The organism is Streptomyces pyxinae (assembly GCF_024756275.1).
Taxonomy (GTDB): Bacteria; Actinomycetota; Actinomycetes; order Streptomycetales; family Streptomycetaceae; genus Streptomyces; species Streptomyces pyxinae.
Map to the genome: position 1 here is coordinate 62,188 of NZ_JANUGQ010000025.1, position 18,947 is coordinate 81,134.

General features: G+C 69.9%; 18 protein-coding genes. 6 read left to right on the forward strand and 12 right to left on the reverse strand.

The annotated features are described in order from the left end of the window. Nucleotides 1-58: 58 nt before the first annotated feature. The 4 genes from NX801_RS24210 (at nucleotide 59) to gltX (ending at nucleotide 4,079) form a co-directional block, all read left to right on the forward strand. Complete coding sequence (locus NX801_RS24210; protein WP_258790000.1) at nucleotides 59-733, forward strand: very short patch repair endonuclease; 675 nt, start codon at nucleotides 59-61, stop codon at nucleotides 731-733. A gap of 93 nt (nucleotides 734-826) precedes the next feature. Beyond that, the gene (locus tag NX801_RS24215) at nucleotides 827-1,678 is read left to right on the forward strand and encodes an Eco29kI family restriction endonuclease (RefSeq protein ID WP_258790001.1); all 852 of its coding nucleotides are present in this window, start codon (nucleotides 827-829) and stop codon (nucleotides 1,676-1,678) included. Between the two features lie 272 nt (nucleotides 1,679-1,950). After that, on the forward strand, nucleotides 1,951-2,571 hold the full coding sequence (locus tag NX801_RS24220) for a restriction endonuclease (protein WP_258790003.1): 621 nt from the start codon (nucleotides 1,951-1,953) through the stop codon (nucleotides 2,569-2,571). 131 nt (nucleotides 2,572-2,702) lie between these two features. After that, nucleotides 2,703-4,079, forward strand: coding sequence for a glutamate--tRNA ligase (gltX, locus tag NX801_RS24225; RefSeq protein WP_258790041.1), 1,377 nt, complete (start codon nucleotides 2,703-2,705; stop codon nucleotides 4,077-4,079). A 7-nt stretch (nucleotides 4,080-4,086) separates the two neighbouring features. Here the strand turns inward: gltX and NX801_RS24230 are convergent, their stop codons facing one another. From NX801_RS24230 to NX801_RS24270, 9 genes are read right to left on the reverse strand one after another with little or no spacing between them, the layout of a single operon-like run. Further along, the gene (locus NX801_RS24230) at nucleotides 4,087-5,073 is read right to left on the reverse strand and encodes a glycosyltransferase (RefSeq protein WP_258790004.1); all 987 of its coding nucleotides are present in this window, start codon (nucleotides 5,071-5,073) and stop codon (nucleotides 4,087-4,089) included. Next, a complete protein-coding gene (locus tag NX801_RS24235) occupies nucleotides 5,070-5,684 on the reverse strand; it encodes an HD domain-containing protein (RefSeq protein WP_258790005.1) in 615 nt (204 codons plus the stop codon). The genes NX801_RS24230 and NX801_RS24235 overlap by 4 nt, the downstream gene beginning before the upstream one ends. Before the next feature lie 5 nt (nucleotides 5,685-5,689). Next, on the reverse strand, nucleotides 5,690-7,405 hold the full coding sequence (locus NX801_RS24240) for a carbamoyltransferase C-terminal domain-containing protein (protein ID WP_258790006.1): 1,716 nt from the start codon (nucleotides 7,403-7,405) through the stop codon (nucleotides 5,690-5,692). Between the two features lie 23 nt (nucleotides 7,406-7,428). Next, entirely contained in the window at nucleotides 7,429-8,226 is a 798-nt protein-coding gene (locus NX801_RS24245) for a radical SAM protein (protein ID WP_258790007.1), read from the reverse strand. A 16-nt stretch (nucleotides 8,227-8,242) separates the two neighbouring features. Further along, complete coding sequence (locus NX801_RS24250) at nucleotides 8,243-9,361, reverse strand: hypothetical protein (RefSeq protein WP_258790008.1); 1,119 nt, start codon at nucleotides 9,359-9,361, stop codon at nucleotides 8,243-8,245. Then, nucleotides 9,361-10,470: a radical SAM protein gene (locus NX801_RS24255; RefSeq protein WP_258790009.1), complete on the reverse strand. Its 1,110-nt coding sequence runs from the start codon at nucleotides 10,468-10,470 to the stop codon at nucleotides 9,361-9,363. The genes NX801_RS24250 and NX801_RS24255 overlap by 1 nt, the downstream gene beginning before the upstream one ends. 3 nt (nucleotides 10,471-10,473) lie before the next feature. Next, nucleotides 10,474-11,472 carry a D-2-hydroxyacid dehydrogenase gene (locus NX801_RS24260; RefSeq protein ID WP_258790010.1) on the reverse strand — a complete coding sequence of 333 codons (999 nt, stop codon included), beginning with the start codon at nucleotides 11,470-11,472 and terminating at the stop codon, nucleotides 10,474-10,476. Continuing rightward, the gene (locus NX801_RS24265; RefSeq protein WP_258790011.1) at nucleotides 11,469-12,782 is read right to left on the reverse strand and encodes a glycosyltransferase family 4 protein; all 1,314 of its coding nucleotides are present in this window, start codon (nucleotides 12,780-12,782) and stop codon (nucleotides 11,469-11,471) included. Before NX801_RS24265 ends, NX801_RS24260 begins: the two co-directional genes overlap by 4 nt. Before the next feature lie 43 nt (nucleotides 12,783-12,825). Further along, nucleotides 12,826-13,305 carry an ATP-binding protein gene (locus NX801_RS24270; RefSeq protein ID WP_258790012.1) on the reverse strand — a complete coding sequence of 160 codons (480 nt, stop codon included), beginning with the start codon at nucleotides 13,303-13,305 and terminating at the stop codon, nucleotides 12,826-12,828. Between the two features lie 248 nt (nucleotides 13,306-13,553). On the opposite strand from NX801_RS24270, the gene NX801_RS24275 reads away from it, so the two are divergent. Both NX801_RS24275 and NX801_RS24280 read left to right on the forward strand, forming a co-directional pair. Then, nucleotides 13,554-14,999, forward strand: a complete 1,446-nt coding sequence (locus tag NX801_RS24275) for an NsdA family TPR-like regulatory protein (protein ID WP_258790013.1) — start codon at nucleotides 13,554-13,556, stop codon at nucleotides 14,997-14,999. A 10-nt stretch (nucleotides 15,000-15,009) separates the two neighbouring features. Continuing rightward, nucleotides 15,010-15,963: an FAD-dependent oxidoreductase gene (locus tag NX801_RS24280; RefSeq protein ID WP_258790014.1), complete on the forward strand. Its 954-nt coding sequence runs from the start codon at nucleotides 15,010-15,012 to the stop codon at nucleotides 15,961-15,963. A gap of 93 nt (nucleotides 15,964-16,056) precedes the next feature. Here the strand turns inward: NX801_RS24280 and NX801_RS24285 are convergent, their stop codons facing one another. The 3 genes from NX801_RS24285 to NX801_RS24295 all read right to left on the reverse strand — a co-directional run bounded on the left by NX801_RS24285 (nucleotide 16,057) and on the right by NX801_RS24295 (nucleotide 18,737). Further along, nucleotides 16,057-16,467: a hypothetical protein gene (locus NX801_RS24285; RefSeq protein WP_258790015.1), complete on the reverse strand. Its 411-nt coding sequence runs from the start codon at nucleotides 16,465-16,467 to the stop codon at nucleotides 16,057-16,059. A gap of 117 nt (nucleotides 16,468-16,584) precedes the next feature. Next, nucleotides 16,585-18,300, reverse strand: a complete 1,716-nt coding sequence (locus NX801_RS24290) for a relaxase/mobilization nuclease domain-containing protein (protein WP_258790016.1) — start codon at nucleotides 18,298-18,300, stop codon at nucleotides 16,585-16,587. Next, nucleotides 18,297-18,737, reverse strand: coding sequence for a plasmid mobilization protein (locus NX801_RS24295; protein ID WP_309505885.1), 441 nt, complete (start codon nucleotides 18,735-18,737; stop codon nucleotides 18,297-18,299). The genes NX801_RS24290 and NX801_RS24295 overlap by 4 nt, the downstream gene beginning before the upstream one ends. Nucleotides 18,738-18,947: the final 210 nt, after the last annotated feature.

Here is an 18,947-nt window from a genome sequence, read left to right on the forward strand (position 1 = left end):
CCGGACCGCCATCACGGCCGAACAGGACCGGGCCGCCGGTGGCCGCCACAGGCGCTCCGTGGATCTCGGCGAGGGACGGTTCGCCCGGGCGTCGGTGGAGCTGAAGGTTCTTCCCGATACGCGACGCATTCGCGCGTACCTGCGCTGGTCCGACGGCGGTAAGTCTCCGGCCCGCTACCTCGGGCAGGTCGAACGCGAAACCCGGGCCGCGAACCTTGCCGAGGGGTGGAAGATGGCCTGGGAGAAGGGCCTTCTCACCGAGGAACCACAGGCAGAGGGATCCTGGGCTTCCTCGCCGTCGGTGCGTGCGGTGATGCGGGCCAATCGGAGTAAGGACACCCGACCCGAGCTGAGGCTCCGTTCCCTGTTGCACAAGCAGGGTCTCCGGTACCGCGTGGCGGCACGGCCCTTGCCTGACCTGCGGCGCACCGCCGACCTGATCTTTTCTAAGCCCAAGGTCGCGGTGTTCGTCGACGGATGTTTCTGGCACGGCTGTCCAGAACACCTTCGGGAGTCGCACAAGAACGCCGAGTTCTGGCGAAGCAAGATCGAGGGCAATCAGACCAGGGACGCGGAGACGGATCGCCTCCTGCAAGAGGCCGGCTGGACAGTCGTTCGCGTCTGGGAGCACGAGGCCCCCGACGCCGCCGCGGCGCGGGTGATATCAGTTGTGCGGACCTCGTCAGCAGACCAGCACAACTCCGGACAATCAGAGTCGAACATGAAGAGGTAGTCCAGATCGCCGACCCTCGGCGCACGCACCCGGATCTGACATAATGCCGGGGGCTGAGGGACGGCCACTGCGGCGGTCGGTAGGATCCCGCCCATGGCTCCCAGCCCTGATGACGTGACATCTCCGCAGTTCAACCCGTTGGGCCTTGACTTGCTCGGCCGCAATCTCCGGGAGGAGATGGACGGGCGACCGCGCGTGCCCCTGGATAAGGTCAAGCCTTTCCCGGGAGCAGGGCTATATGCGCTCTACTATAAAGGCGACCTCGAGATCTACGAGGGCCTGAAGGACCGCGATATTCCTATCTACGTCGGGAAGGCATCGGCTGGCGATAGTAGCTACGGAGATCCGCCGAACATGTCTGAGCGAAAACTGTTCGGCCGCATAAGGGATCACCGTAGAAGCATCAACGAAGCCGCCAACCTCGACGCCTCGCATTTCGACGTCAGATCCCTGACCCTCGACGACATTTGGATCGTCCTAGGCGAGCGAGCCCTTTTGCGTGCCTATAGCCCTGTCCTCTGGAATACGGTGATGACGGGATTCGGAGGGAATCCGCCTGGTCAGGGTCGGAGGAACGCTCGATCAGTCTGGGATTCAATCCACCCGGGACGGAAACGAGCGGCGAGGCTTCTCTGTAACCGCAACTACAGCGGTTCTGAAATGGAGAAGCTCATCTCTGATGGAATTAGCATCTCGCTGATGGAGGCGGGCGAGCAGCGCGATAAGGCATTGAAGGCATTTCGCAACTCCCCTGCGCAAACCATCTGGGAGGAGGCGAAGGGTTCCGGGCATGGCCCTAAGCCTGTCCTCGTCTTTCGCGAGGATGTTTTCCTGGAGGAAAACGCTCGATTTGGATTCGATCTCAGCACTCTTGAATGGGAGCTGGCGGACATGCCAGAACAGACAACGACCGAGGAAGCCGCACTCGACGTTCTTGAAGGATGAATGTCGTCTGACAGGCATCCCCGCCCCCGGACCGTCTGGCGCTTGCTCGGTTCGACGCACGCGGTATCCCATGTGTCCCGTCCCTTATCCGTCAGCCCAGCGAACGACATCAGCCATTGGCTGAACGGCGCCCTTCTCGGACGCCTCAGGCTTCCCGAGACTGCTGCACTGGACGAGGGAGGGGCGCCATGGCAGTGGCACGGAAGCGGCGAGGATCAGCAGCCCGGAAACGTCGAGAGCAGCGGCTCCGCCGCAGTGTTATCGCCGGGGGCGTGAGCGTCGTCGTACTGGTGGCCTTCTGGAGCGTGGTCTGGCCCTATCTCGTCGGTGGTCTCGTTCTGGGTGGAGTCGCCGGCGGTGGGTGGTGGTTGTGGCGCACCAATTGGTTCATCCGGGGTGGCGATCGGCAGTGGCGGTGTGATGAGGCTGTGAAGGCGGGGCACCGGACGCTGACTGAGGTCGATGCGATGACGGGGACGGACTTCGAGGACTTCGTCGTGGACCTCTGCCGACGCGACGGATGCACCGACGTGCGGAGGGTCGGCGGCTCTCACGACAACGGGGCCGACGTGCTGGGGCTTCTTCCCGATGGGCGGAGCATGGTGATCCAGTGCAAGCGGTACACGCCCAAGAGCAAGATCCCCAGCAGGGAGATCCGGGACCTGCTCGGTGCGAAGGTTCATTTCAAGGTCGACGTGGCAATCTTCGTGGCCACGACGTACTTCAGCGGGCCGGCTGAGAAGTTCGCCACGGAGAACGACATCCTCGCTGTCCATCGCGATCACCTCGGGCTGTGGAACAACGGCGCCTCGCTGCTGTCGCTCGGCGTGGTGAACGGTCTGGGACAAGGGGACCGGCGGCACCGGGAGCGGTGGAAGGAGACGTACGGGTAGAAGGCGAGGACGGCCGGAAAACGTTGGTGTGGGGTATGCGGAGTGGTCCGGGGCGGGTGTCCGGCGTCGGTACTCTGGAGCGCATGTCTGCTGCCCCGGTTCGCGTTCGTTTCGCCCCGTCCCCGACCGGCATGTTCCATGTCGGTGGTGCTCGGTCCGCTCTCTACAACTGGGCCGTGGCGCGACAGTCCGGCGGCACGTTCGTCCTGCGGATCGAGGACACCGACGCGGCCCGGAACAAGCCGGAGTGGATCGACGGGATCATCAACGCACTCGCGGCGATCGGCGTCCACGGCGAGGACGCGGCCTTCGAAGGGCCGTACTTCCAGTCGCACAACGCCGACCGGCACCGGGAGGCGGGGCTGCAGCTCTTCGCGGCCGGGAAGGCGTACTACTGCGACTGCACCCGGGAGCAGCTGAAGGAGCGCACCGGGTCGGATCACCTCGGGTATGACGGGTTCTGCCGGGGGCGGGGGCTGGCCTTCGAGGAGGGCCGGGCGCTGCGGTTCCGGACGCCGGACGAGGGCGAGACCGTCGTGGTCGACCTGATCCGCGGGGAGCCGGCGTTCCCGAACAGCGCGATCGAGGACTTCGTGATCGCCCGCGGTGACGGGTCCCCGGTCTTCCTGATCGCCAACGTGGTCGACGACCTGGACGAGGGCATCACGCAGGTCATCCGTGGCGAGGAGCACCTGTCGAACACGCCGAAGCAGCAGCTGCTGTGGGAGGCCCTCGGCGCCAAGCCGCCGGTGTGGGCGCACCTGCCGGTGATCGTGAACGAGAAGCGGCAGAAGCTGTCCAAGCGCCGCGACAAGGTCGCGCTGGAGGACTACCTCGCCGAAGGCTTCCTCCCCGAAGCGATGGTGAACTACCTCATGCTCCTGGGTTGGGGGCCCGGCGGCGACCGGGAGATCATGCCGTACGAGGAGCTGGAGCAGCTCTTCCGGATCGAGGACGTCAACACCGCGCCGGCCTTCTTCGACGTGAAGAAGCTGACGGCGTTCAACGGCGACTACATCCGCGCGCTCTCGCCGGAGCAGTTCGCCAACGCCTGCGCGCCGTGGCTCGTCGCCCCGTACGCGCCGTGGGCCCCGGAGGCGTTCGACAAGGACCTGTTCGAGGTGGCGGCCCCGCTGGCCCAGACCCGACTGGCGCTGCTGTCGGAGATCACCAGCTACGTGGACTTCCTGTTCCTCGACCAGCCGGTCGAGGACGAGGCGTCGTGGAACAAGGCGATGAAGGTCGGCGCCGGTGACATCGTGTCCGACGCCCGTGCCGAGCTGGCCACCGTCGCGGACTGGAAGGCGGACGACCTGAAGGCCGTCCTGCTCGCCGTCGGCGAGAAGCACGGCCTCAAGCTGGGCAAGGCCCAGGCGCCCATCCGGGTCGCGGTCACCGGCCGCACGATCGGACTCCCGCTGTTCGAGTCCATGGAGCTGCTCGGCCGGGACCGCGTGCTGGCCCGTTTGGACGCGGCGGCCAAGAAGCTGGCCGCCGCGCAGGCGTAGCCGCCGGTCAGGCGACCTTCGCGAGAAGGTCGCCCCAGGCGTTGCCGAAGTAGTTCAGATCGAACCGGGCCAGGGCCTCATAGGCGGCCTTGGTCTCGGTCTGGCGCGCCGCCGCGCGTTCCCGGACCTGCGCCGGGAGGCGGCCGAGGTCCGGGGCCGGCTGACCGGTCAGCGCGGCGAGGTCGCCCAGGCCGGCCACCGGTCGGATCAGACAGGGCAGGCCGAGCAGCAGGGCCTCGGCAGCGCAGCGGCTCCAGCCCTCCCGCATCTGAGGGAGGAAGACGCCGACGTCGCACGCGCACAGCAGCCGCAGGTACCGCTCACGGTCGACGTCGTAGTGGGCGCCGTCGAGGCCGATGGTGTTGCTGCCGCTGGTGATCACGCGCAGTCCTGGCGCGTCGGCCAGGGCCGCCGAGACCTCTTTGGTGCCCTTCCAGTGCACGGCCTTGCCCGCGTACACCCCGAGCACGTCCGGGGACAGACCGAACTCGGCGCGGCACTCGGCGCGGTCGAAGCCGCGGGCCCGCTCGACCTCCGCCATGTCGAAGGCGTTGTAGATCACCCGGACGTTGCGGACGCCTCGGGCCTGGAGGAAGCCGGCCCAGTACGGGGCGACGCAGACCACGGCGGCGCACTGGGGCAGTACGCGGAAGAGGCGCTCCCAGAACATGGCTTCGACGGGAGCGGAGTCGTGCTGCAGCGGCTCGTAGTGGTGCAGGAGGAACACCGTGCGGGCCCGCATCTCCGGTGTGAAGAGCAACAGGCTCAGGTCGTCCCACATGAAGGTGCCGGTGGTGCTGTCGAGCGCCCGGATGGTCGGGGCCAGGCGGGCGAGGTGGCGGAGCTTGCGCCAGCGGCGGACGCGGTAGGTGCGCTTGTGGTCCGGGACCGTGCGCCATTCCACGTCGTCGGCCGTCGCCTCGTGGAGCATCCGCAGGTAGACCCGGCCGCCAGTCCGGCCGACCGGCTCCATCGAGTAGACGACCCGCTTCACGGACGTACCCCCTGTTGGTGTCGGACGTACTCGGCGTGGAGCAGCGTGGACATGGCCTCCAGGTGGGGGCTGAGGCCGCAGGCGGCGTCGGCGAGCGGGAGGTAGAAGTCCTGCAGGCTCTGAAGGAACCGTCGGCGCCTGTCGGCGTTGGGCGAGGCGGCGAGATCGCGGAGGTTGTGGAGGCGGTCGGCGAGCCGGACGAGGAGGTCCTCGGGTGGGAGCGCGGCCTGCTTGAAGCGCCAGCGGGTCTCGTCGCCGGCGGTCTTGGGGCGCTGTTCGAGGCGGTGGTCGGCCGTCATCGCACGCAGGCGGTCGGTGAACGGGGCGCCGAGGTGCTGGACGATCAGCGCCTCCGACTCGGGGGCCACCTCCAAGGCGTCGTGGAGAAGGGCGAGGAGGAGGGTTTCGACCTGGCTGACCCTAATCTCGGTGGCGAGCAGCGTGATGATGGTGAGTGGGTGTTCCAGGTAGGGCGTGCCCTGGTCGCGGGTGTGGCCGTCGTAGATAGTGAGGGCGAGGGCGCCGGCGACGCGGGCGCGGGACTGCTCGTCCGTGCTCCACGCGGCAGCGCCGAGCACGGTGAGAACGTGGTCCAGGTCGATGGGGTTCATCCGCTTCACCTCGTACGGGGGGCCGTTGCACGGGGGTCGGGCACGTGGTCGGCGAGGAGCAGGGTGTCGCCGACCGCCAGGGCGTCGAGGCCGAGGTCCGCCGCCGCTGCCACGGCCTGCTCGGCGGTCCGCAGGATCGGGGCGCCCTTGCGGTTGAAGGACGTGTTCAGCAGCAGCGGCAGTCCGGTGCGCTCGTGGAACTGCTCCAGGAGTTCGTGCAGGCCCTGGTGGTCGGGGGCGACGGACTGGACGCGAGCGGTGCCGTCGTGGTGGGTGACCGCAGCGATGCGGTCCGCTCGGCATCGGCGGACGCGGGCGACGCGGTTCATGAAGGGGTCGCCCGCCGACATGAACCACTCCGTGGCGTGCTCGGCGAGGACCGCCGGGGCGAAGGGGCGGTACGTGGCTCGCTTCTTGATCGCGTTGAGCCGGTCGCGCGTGGCGGCGTGACCGGGGTGGGCGAGGATCGAGCGATGGCCGAGGGCTCGCGGCCCGAACTCAAGCTGTCCCTGCACCCAGCCGACGATGTGGTGTTCCGCGAGGAGCGCGGCCACCGTGGGCGCCAGACCCGGGCCGAGGTCGGTCAGCGCGCGGTATCCGGCCGGCACCGCAGTGGCTGGCAGGGCGCCCGGGTGCGGGCCCCAGGCCGCGTCGGTCGGCACAGGGAGGCGCTCTTGGCCGAGCTGGTAGTGCCAGCCGTAGAGCGCGGCGCCCACGGCAGTGCCCGCGTCGTGCGGGGCCGGTGCCACGAAGAGGGTGTCGAAGCCGCTGTCGGCTGCCAGCTGGCCGTTGAGGTGGGAGTTCAGGGCGCATCCGCCGGAGAACACCAACGTCGAGGCTCTGGTGAGCCGACGCAGGTGGCGGGCGATGTGGACGACGGATTCCGCGAAGACCTCCTGGACGGCGGCGGCCAGGTCGGCCCGCTCGTGGTCCGGCTGCTCCGCGACGTTGTCGGCGGTCCAGGCCCGGCCCGCGAGCAGCAGCGGTGTGCTGCTGTCTGCCGAGCCCCAGGGGTGGTCGATGCGGACCTCGCCGTCGTCGCAGAGCCGGACCAGCTCGCGGATCTGCGCTCCGTAGCGCTGGGGATCGCCGAAGGCCGCGAGCGCCATCATGCTGCCCTCGGGCTCGTCGCCGGGCGGGATCACCCGCCGCGCGAGGTTCCGGTAGAAGTGCCCGAGGGAGGAGTGAACGCGCCGGGGGCCGGCCGGGCTGGGTACGACGGTCGGCATGCCTTGGTGAAGGCGGTCGATGCGATCGGGCCGCAGGTCGTACTCGGTGATGCGCTCGCGGCCAGGGCCGAAGTCGGAGCCGAGGGAGGAGCCGCCGGCGTCGATGACAAGGCCGGCCGCGTGGTCGTGGCCGGAGAGCAGGTAGCCGGAGAGAACGTGGGCCGTGTGGTGGGAGAGGAGGCGAAGGTGTTCGCCGAGCGGGGCGGGCAGGAGGGCGGCGAGCTCGTCGCGCTCCTCGGCCAGCCACCAGCCGGAGGCGGGGTTGGGACGCATGGAGGCGGCCCAGACGGCGTCGATGTCCTGCGGTTCGAGGCCGGCGGCCTCCAGGCACCACTGGAGCGCGCGAGTCGGGGAGGTGAGCGTGCCCTTGCGGGTGGGGTGGTTGTGTTTGACGCCGCTCCAGCGTTCCTCTTCGGCCGCGTAGAGGCGGCCGTCGACGAGTAAGGCGGCGCTGGTGTCGTGGTGGAAGTTCAGTCCGAGGACTGCGGGCATGGTGGTGTACCTCCGGTCTGGGGTCAGACGGTGAGGGCCGGGGTGGGGAGGAGGGCGGCGCCGGAGTCGGTGTACTCGTGGCAGCGCAGGCAGAACCGGAAGTGGTGGCTGCGGGGCGCGAACACCTTGGCCGCGAAGTCCTCGTCCCAGATGCTGAATTCGCTGTCGTCATTCGCCATGGCGTTGAAGCAGCGGTAGCAGGACCCGTCCATCTCGATCATCAGGTGCTGGTCGAGGTAGCGGTCGCAGATGCCGCGCAGCTCGTTCGCCGGCTGGCCGACGTCGACGTGGTGCACGTGGTTGGTGACGTGGATGGCACCGTACGTGTCACACAGCCTCGCGAGCTGTGCGAGGCGGATGGAACTGATGCCTTCCAGAACGCTGTTGATGATCACGGTCTTGCCTGCCTCTCGGAGGCGGGGCACGACGCTGTGGACCTCGTCGTAGTTCTCGTGCTCGTCGTCGCAGCCGATGAGGACCTGGTCGTACGAGCGGAGGGTGGCCTCCATGATCCGCTTGTTGCGGGCCAGGATGATGGCGTTCGTGCCCAGGACCATGACCTTGTCCGGCAGGCGGGTGCGGGCCGCGTCGCTGAGGGCGGGGAAATCCCGATGCACGGTGGGCTCGCCGCCGTTGATGTGCAGCTGCTGGAAGGGGATGGTCTCCAGCCGGGTCAGGATGGTGGAGAACAGCTCCAGGGACATGTTCTCGCCCTGGGCGCCGTCGGCGAAGATGCAGAAGTCGCAGGATCGGTTGCACTTCGTCGTGATCTTGATCTTGGCCGTCCTCAGGGTGCGGGGCATGGGCGCACGCGCGGGCATGGCGGGACTCCTTGGGTCAGGGGTGGACGTCGCCGGGGGTGAGGCTGAGGAAGTCCTGCACGGTGGACTTCTGCCGGTGCCAGAGCGAGAGGGTTGCGCGCAGGGTGCCGGCGGTGGTCGGTCCGGTGGGGATCAGCGCCGCCATCCGGGCGGCCAGCCGCTGGGCGGGAGTGGCCTCGTCGGCCGCGAGCGCGTTCAGGGTCTGTGCGGCGGCTCGGAGTTCCTTCGCCTCGCGCCGGATCAGGTAGTCCGTCGCCACGCCGGGCGGCGGGTCGAGGTAGTACAGCCAGCGGGCGACTCGTACGCGGAGCATCCCGGCGGTCATCACCCAGTCTGTACGGGCGTGCTCCTCGCCCTGGCTGGCGGGGCCGTTCGCGTCGGGAACGCGGCGCATCGCAGCCTCCAGAGCGACATGGGCCGTGCGGAGCAGGTGACGCGGACTCCGCGGACGGGCATCGGATCGATCTTCGGCGTGCCCGAGGAACAGCTCGGCGTACCCGTCCAGCCCGTCCGGCCTCCACTGAGTGAGGGCGGCCGTCTTGCCGGGGCACCGGGTCCGTGTCGCGAGCGCGGCGGCGGCGAACCAGCACGGAGCGAGGTAGTGCCAGGCCACGCAGTGGCGCCGGTACGCGGCGATGTCCTCCACCACGTTGTCCGTACTGTCCGCCGCCAGCTGGTACCGGCCGCCCAGCCGCCCCTGGAGGATGCCCCGGTAGAACCGCTCGTCGACCTCGCACCACGGCGCCATCTGGGCCCGGGACTTCCAACGCTGGAAGTCCCGGGCGCTCCCGCTGATCAGCGACCAGGTCGCGATCTCGGGTGCGGAGACGAGCCGCCCGTCCGCCTCGGCCACGGTGAACGCGAAGCCGGGCGGATGCTCCAGGAGACGCCGGTGGGAGACCTCCCTGCCGACCGCGGCGGTGTGCGCGGCGGCCAGGCGGTGGTTCCACTCCTCCCAGTCCGCCGGGGCCTGGGAGAGAAGGACCCGGACGTCGATGTCGGAGTGGGGAGCAAGCAGGTCGGCCGGCTGCCACTTGTGGGTGAGCATCACCGCCCCGACACCATGGGCGTCCAGCTCGCGTTCGTACAGCGCTCCGAGCCCCAGGTAGAGGGACGGCGCTTCGACCACCGCCATCACCTTTCCCCCGAGGAGGCGCGGGCGCAGGCGGGCCGGGCCGCGTCCGCGTTGAGGAGAGGCAGCACGGGCAGGACGGGGGTGCCTTCGGGGTGCTCCATCCGGTCCCAGCGCAGGTCGTAGTCGACGTAGTGGAAGCCCTGCCAGGCGTCGTTGGTGTTGCGGTCGAGCATGGCCTGGAAGAGGTGGGCGAAGGCGTCGCCGAGGGTGCCCTCGGCAAGGTGAGGCTTCAGGGGGATGTCGCGGTTGTGGAGGATGCACGGGCGGGCCACACCAGTGGGCGTGATCTTGATGCGGTTGGCGTCGGAGCAGGTGGCGCAGCTGGAGTTGGAGATGAACCCGATCGAGCCCGCCCAGCCGTCCGGGCGGAGGTACTGCCCGGGGCTGCGGACCCCGAGCTCGTCCCTGCGGACCTCGCCGGCGTTCGAGAACCACTCGTGGAGACGGTCGCGGACTTCCGCCTCGTTGATGAACTCGGTGTCGAAGAGCGCCTGCGCGGGGCCGATGTTCTGGAGTTCGATCAGACGGACGGCAATGGGCAGGTCGTGGGCGAGCTCGGCCACGGCGAAGGCGTCGTTCAGATAGGTGCGCTGGAGAACACAGTTGATCTTCACGCGCAGGCCGACGGCGAGGGCGGTGTCGAGGGTGCGCCGGGTGACGCGCGGGTCGCCGCCGCCCATGATCTCGGCGGACCGGGTGGGGTCGAGGCTGTGGAGGCTGAGGTTGAGGTACGTCAGGCCGGCACTGTGGAGCTGTTCGACGCTCAGACCACGGCGCAGGTTGCCGTGGCTGGTCATGCCGATCGCGGCGTCGGGTCCGAGGCCGTCGGCGAGGGCCGAGATCACGTCGAGGATGTCCGCGCGGAGGGTCGGCTCGCCGCCGGAGCAGTGCGCCTTCTTGATCTTCCAGGCGCCGGCCTCGGCGGCGATGGCCGCGTAGTCGGAAGCGGTCAGGGGGCGGTCCTTGTGCCCGTAGTCCGGCATGCAGCGGGGCTTGCAGAACACGCAGTCCAGGTTGCAGAGCGAGTTCAGGGTGAAGGCCAGGTAGGGGTGGTTGCGGCCGGTCGCCGCGAAGGCGGCGGCCAGGTCGCGGCGGTGCGTGGCGGGCATCGGTCAGCCTCCTACGAGGGGAATGCGGACAGCGGGCACCTCGGCCAGACCGTCGAGCGGCTGGCCGGTGAGGTAGCGGCGCAGGTTGTCGGCGAAGAACGCGACCGCCTCGTTCATGTACGTGCGGCTGAGCGTGGAGCTCTTCGGCGTGAGGACGACCCGGGGGTGGAGCCGCAGCGGATGGCGGGCGGGCAGCGGTTTCGGGTCGAAGACGTCCAGCGCGGCGCCGCGAAGGCGGCCGGCGCTGAGGGTGGCCAGGAGGGCTGCCTGGTCGACGGTCGACGCGCGGCCGAGGTTGAGGAACACGGACCTCGGCTTGAACGCCGTGAAGAGGCCGTGGTCGAAGAAGCGGTCCGTGGCCCGCGTGGCGGGCAGCAGATCGACCACCACGTCGGCGACGGCGACCGCCTGGTGCACCGCCGACGTGTGCGTCCACGTGATCCCGCCCTCGGCGGCCACCGGCGGCGTCCGCCGTACGCCGATGACGTCCATCCCGAAGGAGCGGGCCGAACGAGCGAGGTGTTCGCCGATGCTGCCGCAACCGACGATGGTCATCGTCGCCCCCGCCAGGTCGAAGAACTCCTCGGCCAGGTCGTCCTTCCACCAGGTCCGGTTCCGCTGGGCGAGCTGGCTCATGAACAACCCGCGTGAGAAGCCCAGGACCATCCCCATGGCGTGCTCGGCCATGGGCCTGCCGTGGAACCCGTACGAGCGGGTCAGCGCCACCCCGACCGAGTGGGCCTCGGCGACGGGCAGATGGTCGGTGCCGGCGGCCGGGGAAGCGATCCACCTCAGACGAGGCGCGCCGAACAGCCACGACGGCTTGAACATCCAGCCGAAGTAGACGTGCGCCTCGGCCAGCTGGTGCGGCACGGCCTCCTCGGTCGCCGTACGGAACTCGACACAGGGGAAGGCAGCGGTCAACGCCCGCTCGTGCTCGGCGGACAACCGCCAGAAGGAGTGCGGGGACTCCAGACTGATCAACACGACCGGCCGGTTCATCGCACCCGGCCCACCGCGCTCGACGCCGGCACAAGAGCCCAAGGAGCGATGCGTTCGACGACGGAACCGATGCTGGCCTCGTAGTCGTGGCGCGAGCGCACCAGGGTCGCGCCAGTGCTCCGGAGCCGGTCGCGTTCGCGGGGCAGGACGGTCAGGGCACGGTGGAGCGCGGAGGCCAGGGACCGGGCGTCTCGGGGTGCGGCGGTGAAGCCGGTCTCGCCCTCGACGACGGTCTGGGCCAGCCCGCCGGCCGTGGTTGCTACCACCGGGCCCGCTCCGGCCGCGAACGCCTCCAGAGGGATGCGACCGAAGGGCTCCTCCCGCGAGGGAACGACGACCGCGCGCAGGGCCGGGTTGTGCAGCCAGGCGCGGATCGCGGGGGTGAAGCGCGTGATCAGAGTCGCGTCCAGGCCGTACGCGCGGATGCGCGCCGCGAGGTCCTCCTGGTACGAGGTCGGGCGCTCGTGTTCGTCCGAGGTCACCGCAGCCAGGACCAGGTGCGGGGCGCGGAACCCGCGCTCCTTGAGGAGGCGCAGCGCTTCCAGGAGGTCGTCGAACCCCTTCGTCGGCACAGCACGGCCCATGGCGAGAATGAACCCGGCGCGGGCCTTGAAGGGCAGGGGCGGCACGCTCGTCGGCCGGGCCATCTCCTCCTGGATCAGCCCGTTCGGGACGCTCACGATGCTCCCCCGGGGGACGGCGTAACTGACGACGAGGTGGCCCCGCATGTGGGAGGAGATGGCGCCGATCCGCCCGCCTCGGACGGTCGCCGCCCGCAGGGCGTCCCGCTCCCAGCGGACGCGGGACATGTCCTTGGGCCTCGTCAGCGCGGTCGTGGAGCGGGGTACGAGCAGCAGATCCGTGGTCGGCGACGTGTAGGGGGCCAGCCCGAGGAACGGGATGTCGAGGCCGATGAGAAGGCACCGGCTCGCGCGGTCGGCGATGCGTACGGCCGCCTCGCCTGACAGGTCGCACAGCTGCGCGGAGCCGTGAATCGAGTCCGGCGCCGCCTGAACCTCCGGGATCGTAATGACGTCGGCCTCGGCCTGCCGCAGCATCTGCTGGACCTCGTCGGCCCACCGCCGGTCGTGCGCTCCTGCCGTCTCCGGCACGTGCGGGGTGATGACGGAGAGGTGGCCCGGCGGCAGCAGGCGGGCGAGGGCCGTGAGGAAGGCGCGGTTGCTGAAGCCGGTGCCCGACGCCGCACCGTAGAAGCCCTCATGGAGGGCGACGACGACACGGGGCTGGCGGACTGCCGCCGGTACAGCGGCCGTGGGCGGGGGCGGTGGAGTGGCATGGTCGATGCGCACCGTGTGGTGCCTCCTTCGAAGAGGGGGAGCGCGGGCGTGGGCATCAGGTGCTGGCGGTCGAGGGACGGGCATTGCGGGTGAGCCGGCACCAGGCGCGGGTGCCGTGGGTGCCGGTCGTCAGCGACCAGGCGTCGGCAAGGGCCTCGACGATGACCAGCCCTCGTCCCGATTCGGCCTCCTCCTCGGGAGCTGGAGGAGAGGACAGTGCGGGGTGAGAGCAGCCGCCGTCGGTAACGGTGATCTCGACCTCCAGGCCGCCGGTGGTCGGTGCCGTGCGGTCGACGCACAGGACCAGGGGCGGGCTGCCCGAGGCGAAGGCGTTCGTCGCGAGCTCGGACGTGATCAGCCGGGCGTCATCGAGGAGGTCCGCCTCGGTGCCGTGGAGGGCGACCGCCACAGCCTCCCGGGCGATCTCGGCTGCCTTCGGCCCGTACGGCAGATCCGTGATCAGCGTGGTGCCGGCGACGCCGACATCGCCCTGTCCGGCGACGGAGGCCGGTTGTCCGACGTCGCGCTCCAGCACACTGCCCGGATGGCTTCGGGAGGTGCTCGTGCGGTGTCTCAAGTCCCACCCCTTTCTCCACCGGCACCGAAGGCGGCGCCTTCCGCCGGGATCCAAGAACACCGGAGGAGGCCGGTCACACAGGACCCGATCAACGGGTCAACTCGGTCAACTTCCTTGAGAAGGAGGTGAACCAGCCTCCCGAAGGCGTCACCATGAAGGAGCGCGAGAAGTGTTGGACGAACCACTGGGGCAAGAGGTGGTCGCACGTGGCAACGCAGGCAGGGGAACCCAACGCCGTACTGGCGGGGTGTCTCGACGAACTCGGGTGGAGCCCGAAGGCGCTCGCTCGCAAGCTCAACAGGGTGTTCGGAGCGGGGACGGTGGCCGAGTCGGCGCCATACCACTGGCGGGACGCCGGCTCACTGCCGCGCTCACCGTTACCGATGATGGCCGCCTACGTGCTCTCCCAGGAACTGGGTAGACCTGTCTCGGTGGCCGAACTCTGGCAGGGCCGCGTGGGCGACTCCTCGGCACTCGTTCCGGCCGACACGGATCTCGCACGGCCCTGGACCGTGCAGGGCATGGAGGCGATCGTGGAGGACTGGGTGATGGGAGGGCTCATCGACCGACGCCGGTTCCTCGCGATCTCGGGCGCGGGGCTTCTCGCGATCGTCGCCCAGTATCTCGACGGCACTGCAGGGCGCGGTCAGTACGCTCCCCGGATCACGCCGTCTGCGGGCGCCGATCCGCTCGTAGACCAGGTCGAACAGCACCTGCCCATGCTCTCCGCGCTCGACGACGAGCACGGTGGAGCACGTCATCTCCCTTACGTGGGTGCACAGTTCCGTGCGGTCGGTCTGCTGATCCGCGAAGGCGGTCATGCTCCCGCCGTCGCGAGCCGCCTCATCCGCGCGCTCGCGGAGATCGGCCAGCTGGCCGGCTGGATGGCCTTCGACGCCACCGACCACGGTCTGGCGCAGCGCTACTTCGCCACAGCACTGCGGGCAGCACACCAGGTCAACGACCTGCCCCTGTGCGCCCACATCCTCGGTGACCTCTCCTTCCAGGCGGCCAGCCGGGGCCACCCAGCCGACGCCATCGCCCTCGGCGAGGCCGCCCGCCGCGCCAGTGACGCCGCCCCGCCGGTCGTACGGGCATCCGTACTGTCGCGGCTCGCGTACGCGTACGCCGCCGCCGGCCGTGACAACGACTTCGCCCACACCCGTGGGGCCGCCCGCGAACTGATCGCCAGCCGGGACGGCGGGCAAGAGGAACCCCGCTGGATGTACTTCCTCACCGACAACCACCTGGACTGCCAAGCCGGTTACGGCCTCATTCAGATGGGCCGCGCCCAGCTGAAGGCGGACGGCGGTGCGAGGGGACGGCGCTTCCTCGCCCAGGGGTCGGAGATGCTCCGGTCCGGGGCGTACGACGTCCCGCGCGGCGACCCCAGCCAGCGCAGGGCCATGTTTGAAGGTGCCTGGCTGGCCCTGGGCCACAGCGCCCATGGGGACCTGGAGGCTGCTTGCCAGGTCGGCCAGATCGTCGCCGACCGCCTCGATGTCGTGCGCTCGCCTCGCAGCGCGGCCCTGCTCCACCAGCTCGCCGCAGACCTGCGCCGCCGACAGCGCAACGCCCACGTGCGCAGCTTCCTGCCAGCCCTGGAGCACGCCCTCGCCGAACACGCCCCGTCGACACAACCCGGCCGTTAGGGTCAGGATCATGACCGCAGGGGAGCGCGTTGTCGTTGTCGGGGCTGGGGTGGCAGGGCTCACCACCGCCGCCGTTCTCGCCGAGGCCGGAGCCTCGGTGCACGTGATCGCCGAACAGGTGCCGGGCGTTACGTCCCTGGCGGCCGGGGCGATGTGGGGCCCGTACCTGGTCGAACCGAAGGACAAGGCCGACCAGTGGGGACAACGGTCGCTGGAGATCTTCCGCGAGCTCGCCGAGGACCCGTCCACGGGAGTCCGGCTCACCAGCGGCATCGAGGCGTCCCGCACGGCCGAGGCGCCACCGGACTGGGCCACCACCCTGCCCGGGTTCCGACCGTGCGAGACGACTGAACTGCCGGCAGGATTCTCGACCGGCTACCGGTTCACGGTGCCGCTGATCGACATGCCCGCCTACCTCGACTACCTTCTGCGTCGCCTCGATGCCGCTGGGGGAACGGTCGAGCAGCGACGCCTGGCTTCGCTCGCGGACGCCGGTCCTGCTCCCGTGATCGTCAACTGCACGGGCCTGGGTGCCCAGGAACTGGTCCCGGACCCTGACCTCCGGCCCATCCGCGGCCAGCACGTCGTCGTCACCAACCCGGGGCTGACCGAGTTCTTCTCCGAGGACACCGGCCTCTCACCTGACCTGCTGTGCTTCTACCCCCACGGCGACACCGTCGTCCTGGGCGGCACCGCCATCGACGGCGAAGGCAGCCTCGCCCCCGACGAGAAAGCGGCAGCCAGAATCCTCGCCCGCTGTGCCGAGGTCGAACCCCGACTCGCCGAGGCCCGCGTCCTGGAAAACCGGATCGGCGCACGGCCGACCCGGGCCACGGTCCGCGTGGAGCCGGAGCGGTCGGAGGACGGCACCGTGGTCGTGCACAACTACGGGCACGGAGGCGCCGGCGTCACGCTCTCGTGGGGATGCGCCGAAGAGGTTGGGAAGTTGCTGTCCGCCAGATGACCACGGCTCTCATCGCTATTCGGTAAAACACCCCCGGGAGGCGGAACGTCAGACGCCCGGTGGACGGTCAGGGCCGTCCACCGGGCGCTTCCATTACTTAGTTTGTGGCCGCCTCGCTCCTTGTCGGAAGACGTACGGGGTGAAAGGGCGAGCAGGTTCGATCATGAGCCCGAGCAGGCGGTTGAATTCAGTCCGCTCTTCGTCCGTCATGAGCGCGTGGGCGTTGCCGAGGTTCTTCTCTTCGAGTTGTTCCATGAACGGGGCGAGGAAACGCTGGATGGCTTCGGGTGCTTCTTGGTGCGTCTGGACGTACGCCAGGTAGCGCGAGTGCTGTGCCTTCAGCTCTTCAAGGTCGGCGCGGGTGGCCTGGAAGATCAGGTCACGCTCCTCCTTGCTGAAGGGGCGACCGTCTCGGTGGGACCAGGTGCCGGTTTCGCGGAAGTGCTTGAAGTCGGCATCGCAGAGCAGGACGACGATCTCGGGGCGGATTTCGGTCCGGGGCATAGGCGCACGGTTTCTCCTTGAAAGGTGGGCTAGGTGCCGACGGGTTCTATGATGCGGAGAATTCCCGGTTTACCTAACCGGGAATTGTCTGCTGTGTTTCGCGGCTCGGTCTTGCGGTCAGCGCCGCCGCAGCGGACTCTTAGCGAGCCTGGTACCGGTTCGCGCCGCCTGTTTCGGTGAGGTGACCGCGTGCTTGCCTCGGCCTCGCAGGCCCTGGGAGTTGTCGGGGTCGGCGGGGAGGTCGGCCATCCGCCGCAGCCGCCACACGAGCACGTCGCTCACGCGTTCCGCCGTGTCCAGTTCCCTTCGGGCGGCAGCTTGAGTGAGCAGGGAGGTGGGGTCATGGCCTGCGCTCTGCGCCTCGGCGAGGGTGGCCGCGAGGGCCGGCCAGCCGGGTTCGGCGAGGATTCGGTCGGCCAGCTCGGGCAGGGCATGGCGCACGGCGGCGGAGTGGTGGCGCTGCCAGGCTGGGGCCAGGCGCCGACCCCGGTGGTTGAGCAGAGCCATGGGGTACTCGGCGGCGGCCTGGTAGGCGGCGCGCAGGTGTTCGGCTGCCCGGCGGGCGGCCTCGGCCTGCTGGGCGTGCTGCTTCTTGGCGTGCCAGTGCGCGGCGGCGATGATCAGAAAAAACAGCATGTCGATGACCATCGCGGTGGTGGCGCCGTCCTCGCCCCGGCCGAGGGCCGGGCCGCCGCGGACGAGGTCGCGGGCGGTTCGGCGCAGGGCGTGGTCGTGGCCGCGTGCGGCGCGGACGTGGGAGCGGGAGGCGCGTTCGAACGCGGTGGCGGCGGCCTGGAGTTCGCGGCGGGTGTGGGCGGCCGAGGTCGTGGCGAGGGCGTCGAGGACCTCCCCGGTGGCGGCGATCTGCGCGGCGATGACGCCGTCGTCGCCGTGGTCGATGACGAGCAGTGCCTGCCAGGCGGCGGTGGTGGCGCGCCGGCGTGCGGAGGCGGGTCCGGTCACCGACGGCTGGGCCGGTTCCTGGGCGGGGTCGTCCGGGGTTGGGCCCCAGCGTTCGCGGATGCGGGGCAGGGAGAGGTCCGGGGCGAGCTTGGAGCCGGAGTAGAAGACGGGCTCGCTCTTGGCGTTGCGGTCGCCGGGGAGGGCGACGGTGTAGCCGAGGGTGTCGCCCGACGGTGCGATACGGCGCCGGATGAGCAGACCGGCCGCGGCGAGGCGGTCGAAGAACTCCTCCTCGCTCGCCGCACCGGCCACCGAGCGACGGACCGCCTCACGCAGCTCCTCGCGCGGGGTGCGCTGCCGACCGTGGCGTTCGGCTTTGTGGCGTTCGGCGCTGGTGGGCCGCTTGGCGGCGGTGCCGTCGCCGGCCTTCACGCGGTGGAGGGCGTAGTCGACTTCGATCTGCCGGCATTCGGCCTGGGCGCGCTTGGCTGAGCGGTGGTGGTCAGGGCGGCGACCGTCTTCCCGGACGAGGGTGGCGATGAGGTGGATGTGGTCGTCGGCATGGCGGACGGCTGCCCAGCGGCAGCCCGCGCCGTCGTCGGGGTCGATGCCGGTGGCGGCGATGACGCGGCGGGCGATGTCCGCCCACTCGGTATCGGTAAGGGTGCGGTCGCCGGGGGCAGCGCGGACGGAGGCGTGCCACACATGCGTGGCGGGTCGGGTGTCTTCGGCGAGGAGGTGCAGGGGTTCGTCGAGGAGTTGGGCGAGGTCGGCGAGGGTGGTGTTCGGGTCACGGCCGGGGTCGGGGACGAGGCCGTCGAAGGAGGCGACGAGGTGGGGGTCGGTGTGTTCCTCGCGGCGACCGGGGCCGTAGAGGTAGGCGAGCAGGCGGGCGGTGTTGCGGCCCTGCTTGTGGATACAGGGGATCAAGCGACGGTGCCCTTGGAGCTCGGGTCGGTGAGGCGGGCGGTGACGTGGCGGACGTCGTCGGCGGCGCGTTGAACAGCGGCGATGGTGTCCTCCAGGCCGTCGGGGTAGGTGCCGCTGTTGAGTGCGTGGGCGGCCTGGTTGAGGTTGTTGTTCGCGTACCCGAGCTGGCGCCGGAGCGCGAAGAGGGCAGTCAGGGTGTCCTGGCGGGTGGCGACGGCGGCTGCGGTGCGGTCGAGGTCACGGGCGGCGGCGAGAGCGCTGTGGGCGAGGAAACCGGCGACGCTCATGCCGACCGCTTCGGCGCCGGCGGTGACGATCTCGTGCTCGGCGTCGCTGAGGCGCACACTGTGCGCGCGGCGCTGCGTACGGGCGCGTACGCGGGGCTTGCCCCGGCGGTGCCGTACCGGCTGCGATCCGCCCCCGGTCGCAGCCCCCACCTTCCGCGCCCCCTGGCGCGGGAAAATGCCCGCCACCCCCGGGGCGGGCATCGGTTCGGACACACCCCCTGCGGGGGAGTGTCCGAACCTCCAACTTGCTGGTGGGTCGGCGGCTTGGGTGGGGGACGGCTGCTGCTGGTCGACCTGCGTGGGATTGACGTGCTCGTGCATCAGTGCCTTTCGTGAAGTACGGAGGTATGAGAGGTGGGG

Excerpts from the sequence above, each read along its gene's own strand:
- NX801_RS24215 (WP_258790001.1), top strand. The coding sequence starts at position 827 with ATGGCTCCCAGCCCTGATGACGTGACATCTCCGCAGTTCAACCCGTTG.
- gltX (WP_258790041.1), top strand. The coding sequence starts at position 2,703 with ATGTTCCATGTCGGTGGTGCTCGGTCCGCTCTCTACAACTGGGCCGTG.
- NX801_RS24235 (WP_258790005.1), bottom strand. The coding sequence starts at position 5,684 with ATGAACCCCATCGACCTGGACCACGTTCTCACCGTGCTCGGCGCTGCC.
- NX801_RS24240 (WP_258790006.1), bottom strand. The coding sequence starts at position 7,405 with ATGCCCGCAGTCCTCGGACTGAACTTCCACCACGACACCAGCGCCGCC.
- NX801_RS24245 (WP_258790007.1), bottom strand. The coding sequence starts at position 8,226 with ATGCCCGCGCGTGCGCCCATGCCCCGCACCCTGAGGACGGCCAAGATC.
- NX801_RS24250 (WP_258790008.1), bottom strand. The coding sequence starts at position 9,361 with ATGGCGGTGGTCGAAGCGCCGTCCCTCTACCTGGGGCTCGGAGCGCTG.
- NX801_RS24255 (WP_258790009.1), bottom strand. The coding sequence starts at position 10,470 with ATGCCCGCCACGCACCGCCGCGACCTGGCCGCCGCCTTCGCGGCGACC.
- NX801_RS24260 (WP_258790010.1), bottom strand. The coding sequence starts at position 11,472 with ATGAACCGGCCGGTCGTGTTGATCAGTCTGGAGTCCCCGCACTCCTTC.
- NX801_RS24280 (WP_258790014.1), top strand. The coding sequence starts at position 15,010 with ATGACCGCAGGGGAGCGCGTTGTCGTTGTCGGGGCTGGGGTGGCAGGG.
- NX801_RS24285 (WP_258790015.1), bottom strand. The coding sequence starts at position 16,467 with ATGCCCCGGACCGAAATCCGCCCCGAGATCGTCGTCCTGCTCTGCGAT.